9 protein-coding genes and 1 pseudogene are annotated in these 8,617 nt (G+C 38.6%); 1 reads left to right on the top strand and 9 read right to left on the bottom strand.

Annotation, left to right across the window (positions count from 1 at the left end; translation table 11 throughout):
- Positions 1-505: 505 nt before the first annotated feature.
- Entirely contained in the window at positions 506-670 is a 165-nt protein-coding gene (locus ABD915_RS08420; RefSeq protein ID WP_345117351.1) for a hypothetical protein, read from the top strand.
- A 1,523-nt stretch (positions 671-2,193) separates the two neighbouring features.
- Here ABD915_RS08420 and virB11 read toward each other — a convergent pair.
- The 9 genes and pseudogenes from virB11 to ABD915_RS08375 all read right to left on the bottom strand — a co-directional run.
- Positions 2,194-3,255: a P-type DNA transfer ATPase VirB11 gene (gene virB11 / locus ABD915_RS08415; RefSeq protein WP_345117349.1), complete on the bottom strand. Its 1,062-nt coding sequence runs from the start codon at positions 3,253-3,255 to the stop codon at positions 2,194-2,196.
- On the bottom strand, positions 3,230-4,393 hold the full coding sequence (virB10, locus tag ABD915_RS08410; RefSeq protein ID WP_345117347.1) for a type IV secretion system protein VirB10: 1,164 nt from the start codon (positions 4,391-4,393) through the stop codon (positions 3,230-3,232). The genes virB11 and virB10 overlap by 26 nt, the downstream gene beginning before the upstream one ends.
- A complete protein-coding gene (gene virB9, locus ABD915_RS08405; protein ID WP_345117345.1) occupies positions 4,393-5,199 on the bottom strand; it encodes a P-type conjugative transfer protein VirB9 in 807 nt (268 codons plus the stop codon). Before virB9 ends, virB10 begins: the two co-directional genes overlap by 1 nt.
- Positions 5,200-5,213: 14 nt before the next feature.
- Positions 5,214-5,912, bottom strand: coding sequence for a VirB8 family type IV secretion system protein (locus tag ABD915_RS08400; protein WP_345117343.1), 699 nt, complete (start codon positions 5,910-5,912; stop codon positions 5,214-5,216).
- Entirely contained in the window at positions 5,909-6,052 is a 144-nt protein-coding gene (locus ABD915_RS08395; RefSeq protein ID WP_345117342.1) for a lipoprotein, read from the bottom strand. The genes ABD915_RS08400 and ABD915_RS08395 overlap by 4 nt, the downstream gene beginning before the upstream one ends.
- A gap of 156 nt (positions 6,053-6,208) precedes the next feature.
- The gene (locus ABD915_RS08390) at positions 6,209-7,096 is read right to left on the bottom strand and encodes a TrbL/VirB6 family protein (protein ID WP_345117341.1); all 888 of its coding nucleotides are present in this window, start codon (positions 7,094-7,096) and stop codon (positions 6,209-6,211) included.
- A gap of 237 nt (positions 7,097-7,333) precedes the next feature.
- On the bottom strand, positions 7,334-8,092 hold the full coding sequence (locus ABD915_RS08385) for a TrbJ/VirB5 family protein (RefSeq protein ID WP_345117339.1): 759 nt from the start codon (positions 8,090-8,092) through the stop codon (positions 7,334-7,336).
- A complete protein-coding gene (locus ABD915_RS08380; RefSeq protein WP_345117337.1) occupies positions 8,089-8,232 on the bottom strand; it encodes a TrwH protein in 144 nt (47 codons plus the stop codon). The genes ABD915_RS08385 and ABD915_RS08380 overlap by 4 nt, the downstream gene beginning before the upstream one ends.
- Positions 8,233-8,442: 210 nt before the next feature.
- Positions 8,443-8,617: pseudogene (locus ABD915_RS08375) on the bottom strand (trwi protein); the annotation flags it as partial.

The raw sequence follows: 8,617 nt of genomic DNA, 5'->3' as shown, positions 1-8,617 counted from the left end.
CAGCCTGTGGAGAGGAAGGCTCTGGCCAATGTCTTGTGACTTTGGTGAAACCAGCCTCGAAGAAGCAGGAAATCAACAGTAGATGTAATCAGAAATGAGAATATTTACGTAAGTTTGATAGAACGGAAGTTCGTGACAAAAATACAAATAAGCAAAAAGACATTGGTTCTTTTTCTTTTATGGCTTCGTGGTCCATTAAGAGTGATACTAAGCATTATAATGCTCATAGGATTTTTGGGCTAGTAGCAATTCCTGTTGCAGTATCTCTATTAGAAATGGATTGGACAAAAGTATTAGTGCGCCTTATGATTTCATCATTTGCATTAAGTTTTGGCTCTTTCCTTATAATTGTGTACTATGACAAACTCATACGGCGTTTGTCGTAAATTATTCTATTATAAAAGCAAAGAAGTGACGATCAAAGCTGTATTCCGATACATCATAAAAATAGAAACCCCTCTTTTGGGGAGGACATTAATATATAAGGTATTAAAAGAGGGGAAAAATGAAGAAATTTATTTTATTATGTATGGTTATGTTAGGTATAGGATTAAACATTTCTGGTTGTGGTAAAAGCGAAGAAGAAAAACGCCGCGCAGAACAAGAAGAGCAAGCTAAAAAGTTTTTTGAAAAAAAATTGCCTTCTACTGATCGTGGACATGAATTTTAAGAAATCTACTGCTTCAAAAACAAATAGTAGCTTCTTTTTAATTTTTATCGAAAAAAGCTTCATCATTTATCTTTTTCATTTGGTATTCAAGAAGCTGATTCAAATGCTGCACTCAGTGGCGTATAGAATGCACTTTCAAGATACAATACACTACTGTTTTCTTTTGCAATCATATCATCTCAATACTTTCTAGGTAATGGGGTGATTTGTTACCTCTTTTTTTAAGGATGATGCAATAGCAAAAACAGCTTTTTAAAAGCACATGGTGGTTTTGCTTGTTTGATGGCGCGAGATGCAATGCCTCTTAATTTGGATAAAAAAATCCATGAAATTCATTACATCATGTTTAGATTCAAAATGACTTCATTACAGAGTGGTCTTTGGCAGTGCTTGAGCCTAAAGCTCTGATTGAAGTGGAGGTAATATATTGCCTTTTGAAATTAAAGTGCTTTGGTTTTGTTAAAGTTATTTTGTCATGACTAAAAGTTATATTTATAGTTTGAAGGTGTTTGATTTTTTTAGCATTCCTTTTTTATGTAATTACAGAGAGAGTTAGGGATTGTAGTGTGTATACCCATAACGTTTTATTAGAAAAAAAGACAATTTAAAGCCCCATTAAAAAATCGAAAGGCTTTTTCAAGTTTAACAAATGACACTTTTAAAGGCGCATCAGTAATAGGTACAATTTTTACACGATCAAAAAGCGTTACATCATAATCAGTGCAAATTTTGTTATTTTAGCATAAGATCACTATTGACGGTAAAAACTACAAAACTTCCCAACCGCAATAATTAGCATTTTGCTGCTTCTTTGATTCTCATAAGATAGCCTTGAAATTCATGATGGCGAGCGATTAAAAGCTAGGGTTAATACTATAAGGCGTTGTTGATAATATCATCAAAGTTAAGAAGGGTGTCGTTTACAATTTACAAAATTGCGCATGACAATGAAAGCTTTATCAAAAAGGCGGGAAAAGTGGTCATCTTACATGAACAGCTGTAGAACCACTTTTCATAGCAATCTGACGATTGCTTTTGAATAGGATTAATATTTCATCTTTATAAAATGATGCTGCTGGGAAGGTATTTAAAAGGACATTCTAAGCTATTGCCTCTGTGGCGATCGTGGATAGTTGTCGAATAGCTTAATATCATAAGGATAGAGTGATATGTGAGATGAAAACTGCTTCTTTTTTAAGAATGTTTATTCTGTCGTGATTTTTTATTTTCGGTGTAAATACGCACTTTCAAAAAAGTACTACGAGAATTTATTGCAGGTGATGGTATAAAAGAGCAAGGAGAGCTTTGTGCATGACCTGGTTTTCCTAGGGGTTTTGCATCATCTCTCTTTTATCTTTGTTTTGCAAGAGCGTTAAAAGTATAGGAAAAGACTAAAGCAGAGGTAGGGAAGGTATTTTTGAAAAAGGTTGAATTAAATGAAAAAAACCGTGACAATTTGCCACGGCTTCTGTTCATTTTGTGGTATTGTGTTAAAACTATTGGTGCTTAAGAAAAGTCCCCGTTTAAGCTATTTTCGATTTAGAAAAAATTGGATCGTAAAAAACTTCGGAAAGTTTTCGCTCCTTGAAGAACAACACCACATCAACTGTGGTGTAGAGTACCATTTTTATCATTTCTAGATCGAGTTGACGGCCAACTTCTGATCTTTTTATCAATGTAGCGCACCGTTCAAATGTTTGTAAAGCATTGTTGGCATGTGTTGTGGTAATTGATCCGGGATGACCAGTATTCAACGAGTTGAGATATTCCCACGCTTCATTGCCACGTAATTCAGCGAGAAAAATGCGGTCAGGCGATTGACGCATACATGCATCTAAACACTCATCGGCTGAAACACGGCCCACATCATCGCCATAAAGCATATGCACATGGTTAGGATGATTTGGTAAAAAAAGTTCATGAACATCCTCAATCGTAATAATACGCTCTTCAACAGGTACCTTTTCGATTAAAGAACGGGCAAATGTGGTTTTACCTGATCCTGTTTTGCCTGCAATAATAATGTTGCGTTTATGAAGTACACATTTTTCCAAAAATTCAAGAATCTTTCTGTCACGTTTGAATTGCAAAAGTTCAACTTCAAATGGTTCCAGTCGTGTGAAATCTTGTTTCGATAAGAAGTCATTTGCTTCTTTCTCTGAAGGCTTATTGAAACTTACATCGGTAAAGTCATTGAGTGCTCCTTCTCTGTCAAGCTCCTCTAACGTTTTAACCGTGAGAGAATGCTTGCGAATCATAAAGGATAGGCCGCCATCGATGATAGCTGGTGTTTGTATAATTGTACCGCGCTGTCCTCCGGGCAACAGCACATAATTAATACTTCTAGGTGCCATACCGTTATAAACGATAATGGCTGTGATAAGTGTCTGTAAAAAAGAGCTTGTCAGCTCTGGTGCACTATGTACCTGCCAACCCTCAAAACTTTTTGTCCATACTTCACAGGGACGACAGATCGATAATTCAGTAATTTTCGGATCTTTTAAAAAATGATCAAGCGGCTGCAAAAGCTGCGCAACTGCTTGATCCTTGTGTATTTGATTAGCGTGTAACGAGGCTGTAGACATTACTGAAATCCAGATCCCGAGCAACGAAAATATTTATCCGCTCGCCTTGGTTTTTGTAAAGTGTTGGTGCAATGTTGATTGAGTTCTGAAGAACTTCGTTAACCACCGATTCAGCGCTCTGCACATTCTGATATTGCGATTTCTCCTTATCGTCTTTATTTGTTTTACCAAATTTGCCTTTCACCCATTCTCCTAAATCACCAATTATGCTCACCATGATTGCCCCACCGAATCTTTGCCAAAAATGTGTATCAATCCAACCACCTATACCGGCTTCACCAAGGGGGCCAGTGCTGGGTGAATCAAGATTGACGATAACACCAGAAGGCGTCTCAATACGTGACCATTGCACAAAAACGCGGGTCTGTCCTTGTTGTATGCCGCTTTGATAAAAACCAACAACTTTAGAACCACGATCTAACAAAACAACACGACCACTCGTAGAATATACATCACGTGTTAAATGACATGTGGTCATTCCTGGCTGTGATGTGACGATTTTTGTTTCCAGTGTGCAATCTATCTGCGTTCCCTGCGTAATCAATAAATCACGGTTATGGAGTTGAAGTGCCTGTGACTGACCTAAGCGTACAGGCTGAAGTTGATCGAATAACGGGCCACCATTGTTCTCATTGGTATTATTTTTTGAAGGTTCTGCAGAGCCTTCACTACCGCCACCGTTGTTAAGACTCGAGCTTAACATGCGCTTGCGCGCCAATTCTTCCGTATCCTTGATTAAATGCGGTGGTATCGTCGTTTGAAGAAACTGAGCTAAGGCTGGTTGAATGCCTTGTGTTAATTCTTCTGTTTTTGTCGGTTTGTCTAATTCTTCTACAACTTTTGGTTCTTCTATAACACGAGGGGTATAACTCGGTATAATTTGCTGCACGGTTTGTTGGGGTTTTTCTTCCTCAAGGTCTATGCTATTCCGCATTTTCAAAGCTTTCCAAGTCAAAGCAATCGGTACTGCTATTATGACAATGAGTCCTACCATTAACAATGCACGCGCACCTGGAATTGTTGGACGGCGCTCTTTACCTAGTTCAGAACTACCATATGCACCTTCAATGTGTTCCTGCTCGGCGTAGTCCAATTCTGTACCTGTGTTGATTTCATCTCCTTTCTTATTGCCGAACATCATTTACCTCCTTTATTAATGCGATGAACCACCGAGGATATTGTTCCAGTTGTGTTTGGTATACCATTGGGGTCATAAGCTTCGTTGAAAATAGCCAAAGCGCGTTTTCCAAGTCGTATAAGCCACTTAGGGTTGACTTTATGAACAGCGATAATATCATTGGAATTGCCTACGACAGTGCGCGGTATTAAGCTTTCATTGCCTTCGGCATCTACTACGTAAATTGAGGGCATATCCATGTTGGCGGGAAACTTGAAATAGGTAATACGTCCATTATCCCAAGCGTTGATCGGAGCAATATCTTGGTTGCCGCTCATGGTGTAGCTGAGATTATAGCCTTTCACGCTTTGATGAAAGCCACGTTCAATGGCAAGGCGTTGACTGTCTCCTTGTAACTTTTGAGTATTGGTATCGGGATAATGGAAAGCTAATTCGTAGGTTGCTCCAGCACGGTCCTCTCGAAACTGTAGACGGAATTTATAGCTACGTTTGTCGGTTACAACGATGAGATTCGTATTGGCAAGTTCTGCTTTGGGTTTAATAAAGATATGCCGCCCTTTATGCGCAAAAGCATAGGCATCCGAATCACCAAAAGCATGCGTGATATACTGCTCTCCTTCTTCAAGAATGATATGTGTTGCTACACCAAGAACCGTTTCAATTTGAACCACATCAGCAACGTTATATGTTACATAGCGAATGCGATGATCATATTGTGAATTGAATGGGGTTTTGAGTGCTTGTACGGGTACCGTATAAAGTGAGGAAAAAGAGGACAGTAAGGCAATAAACATAAGCTTTTTCATAATAAATCAATTCCTCAATTATTCAAAAGTATTTCCGGGTCAGCACGATAGCTTGTGACCTGAAACCCAAGGGGGTTAAGCAACCGATCAGATGATTTCATTGGTGCACCAACATAAGTGTAGCCAATTGTTGCAATCTGGTGTTGTTTGGGCCCAACAGTGCCATTGCTGTCGTGTTGTTGCGTCGTAAAACGCACGGTTGCTTGACCTTGTCCATTTGGCTGAATCGATCGTACTTTAACTGTGATCCGTGCTTTGTTGGAAAGCACTTGATCTCGCGCATTTTCACCATCATAGATTTTATAAAATTCCTGTTGAACAGCTGGTGCGCTTAAAAGCGCTGCAGTGTCATAGTTCAGCTGAATGGTATCGTAGTCATAAGTCTCGCGGTTAAGCACATATTGATTGAGCCAGTACCGGTCTACAACTTCGCCATAACTGGTTTCATGCTCGCGCATTACAGAAATAACATCAACTGCGCCAGTTGTGTTATCAACACGTAGCACCAAGGGAGTTGGGGCAGGTTGAGAGAATCCAACGACTCCACATGCCATACCTAACAATCCAAAAACTCCAACCGCACCCGCTACACGCCACGCTGTTCTGCGTGATCTTATAAATTCGCTGATGAGTTCACGTTCCAAGCCTCGGCTTTCTTCATAATAACTATTAAGTTGTTCGGCTTTTACTGGTTTAGCTTGTTTTTGTTTCATATGGCTCCTCGCTGAATTTCGGCAGGGACTGTTTTATTAATAGGTACACGGTTCCAATTACTTGGTTGTTTTGGTTTTGGCGCGAATAGGCAAGCTGACAAAAGATTCGCAATCAAAATTGTAAAAATGACTTTTTTCATTTTAATACTCCTTTTTTACAATTGTAAAATACAATTTATCACTTTTTTGTCATTATTTCAATTTTGATCATAAAATATCTTGCCTATAATTATTATTTCTTTATTGTTTATGAAAAAATACAATTGTGGTGCAGATATAATACACCTAGTTAAGGCTCATTTAATTGTGCGGCTGCTACTACGAGGAGGATTTCTTCTTGCTGTATCTAAGTTCCATAGGTGTCCAAATGTAATGCCTTTTGCCAAAGCGCTGGCAATAGTTGACAGTTTGAGTAACAGCACAATGGAGATAATGGACAAGATGAGCGCACCACCAAGCGCATATCCCACATTCTGCTTTCCATCGAATTGTAGATCCGTCATATAGTTTGCAAAGATATCCATCATAAAACTAAATACGGTGGCTAGGAGCACAACGAGAATTGTATAGCTTAAGATTTGGGCTATCCATTGTTCGAAAAAACGATAAGTTGGTTGCCAGAGCAAGGCAATGATAAAGAGCGGTCCGAGTCCTACGAGAAGCACAAGAGCGATTTTTGCCAGCAGAATGAATGCGCCGCCGATTGCAGCGAGAAAGCTTGTTGCAAGTAAGATAAGAATACCGAAGAGGCCATAAAGCAATCCATCCGCATCCAAGAAAGCAGCTTCTTCGAAAGCTTCGCTTGCACGTTCGAATCCTCTTTCAGCGACTTTGTCGACCAAACTGATTAGTTTGTTGTTGTTTGGTGGATTGTTTAACAGCGCATTTAACAAGTCATGAGGCATGTCTATTATCAAATTTGCAATCTCTGGCTGATAAAGTCCTGCAGTCAGAGCTATTGAAGTGATAATGCTTATACGCAGGCAACGGCTTAAGAATCCAGAGACTGGCATATCTATCGCACCACGCATGATGAACCATCCATATACGATGAAAGCGATAGTGAGACCAATTGATACGAAGGGTGTAATCATGATAATCGCTTTTGAGGAAATATCCGTGACATATGTTTTTGTTGCATTATCAATGTGATTGAACAGTTGCGTGAACATTGTGAAGTTCATGGCATTCCTCTCTAACGAATTTTCACTTTTCCATTACCTTGCAACATGGGTGGGGGTTATATGTTTTATTTGCATTTACACAATTCGCCCCAGCATTTTTCATTGGGATTAGGATGGATTGAATCCCCGTGTATTCCTTTAGAAATGTTGAGAGAATACTCAAACTTATGTGGTTGGCTTTTCTCGAAAGCGAAGGTAAAAAGACAATGGCATAGGACAAGTTGTTTATAAAAAACTTTATCTTATTTGCGGCATTTGTGTATTTGTGCTTCCCAAAATTTGCACATTGCGCGTACGTTGTAATCGGCTAATGAGTGCTTGTTCAATGTTGCGTGAATGTGCGATCATGTGCAGTTTTGCTGTTTCATTCTGAATCATGGCTAGCGTTCCCTTCATACGCATTTGCAATTCTGTAACGCCTTTTAAATCTTTCATTTGGTCAAAGGTAACTAACATATTTGCAATTTGCTGAAAACGATTTTCTATTTCCTTAAAAACCTGTAAAGCTACGGTTTTATCCATAAATTCTGCATATTGTTTGCGCCTATTAATCATGTTGCGTACAGCACTGGTAGTAGAATCCTGAGGATAGAGTTCACTCCTTGCAATCCTATTAAACTCTTGGCTAATAACGTCAGTGCCGGTAATCTTGTTATTGCCGAAAATGTCCTTCTGTTTATCTTTATCGTAGATAAACTGTGGATTTCGAAAATAAAAACTTCCGTCATCTTCTCCAGGCTCTTTGCTTTTTGTTCGAGTGCCTGTTAGAGATCGATGCATTTCTTCCGCTTTCTTAAGCTGTTTTTGGCTTACTTCAAGTTGTTTTTTCAATAAATCAATAATTTGCAGATACTCGTGTTCTGAAGAGGGCTTCTGTTGTGATGCTTTTGGTTTTGGATGCCATCCCCAATTCCATTCGCTCCATGCAAATGCTCGAGTTGAATTTAGTATTCCAATAAATGCAATCACTCCTATTATAATAAATAACTTTCTCATATGGCTCCTCGCTGAATTTCGGCAGGGACTGTTTTATTAACAGGTACACGGTTCCAATTACTTGGTTGTTTTGGTTTTGGAACAAATAGGCAAGCTGACAAAAGATTTTCAATCAAAATTGAAAAAATGACTTTTTTCATTTTAATACTCTTTTTTGCAATTGTAAAATACAATTTACCATTTTTTTATCATTATTTCAATTTTGATCATAAAATATCTTGCCTATAACTCTTATTCCTTTATTGTCTATGAAAAAATACAACTATGGCGCGTATATAATACACTTAGTTAAAGGATTATTTGATTGTATGGCTACTACGAGGAGGATTTCTCCTTGCTGTATCTAATTTTCATAGGTGCCCAAATGTAACGCTTTTCGCCAAAGCGCTGGCAATAGTTGACAGTTTGAGTAACAGCACAATGGAGATAATGGACAAGATGAGCGCACCACCAAGGGCATATCCCACATTCTGCTTTCCATCGAATTGTAGATCCGTCATATAGTTTGCAAAGATATCCATCATA

Source organism: Bartonella jaculi (assembly GCF_039543045.1).
Taxonomy (GTDB): Bacteria; Pseudomonadota; Alphaproteobacteria; order Rhizobiales; family Rhizobiaceae; genus Bartonella; species Bartonella jaculi.
This window is presented reverse-complemented; position numbering and strand designations above follow the sequence as displayed.

Coding starts and splice junctions, on each gene's coding strand:
- ABD915_RS08380 (WP_345117337.1), bottom strand. CDS start 8,232: ATGAAAAAAGTCATTTTTTCAATTTTGATTGAAAATCTTTTGTCAGCT.
- ABD915_RS08420 (WP_345117351.1), top strand. CDS start 506: ATGAAGAAATTTATTTTATTATGTATGGTTATGTTAGGTATAGGATTA.
- ABD915_RS08395 (WP_345117342.1), bottom strand. CDS start 6,052: ATGAAAAAAGTCATTTTTACAATTTTGATTGCGAATCTTTTGTCAGCT.
- ABD915_RS08385 (WP_345117339.1), bottom strand. CDS start 8,092: ATGAGAAAGTTATTTATTATAATAGGAGTGATTGCATTTATTGGAATA.
- virB11 (WP_345117349.1), bottom strand. CDS start 3,255: ATGTCTACAGCCTCGTTACACGCTAATCAAATACACAAGGATCAAGCA.
- ABD915_RS08390 (WP_345117341.1), bottom strand. CDS start 7,096: ATGAACTTCACAATGTTCACGCAACTGTTCAATCACATTGATAATGCA.
- virB10 (WP_345117347.1), bottom strand. CDS start 4,393: ATGTTCGGCAATAAGAAAGGAGATGAAATCAACACAGGTACAGAATTG.
- virB9 (WP_345117345.1), bottom strand. CDS start 5,199: ATGAAAAAGCTTATGTTTATTGCCTTACTGTCCTCTTTTTCCTCACTT.
- ABD915_RS08400 (WP_345117343.1), bottom strand. CDS start 5,912: ATGAAACAAAAACAAGCTAAACCAGTAAAAGCCGAACAACTTAATAGT.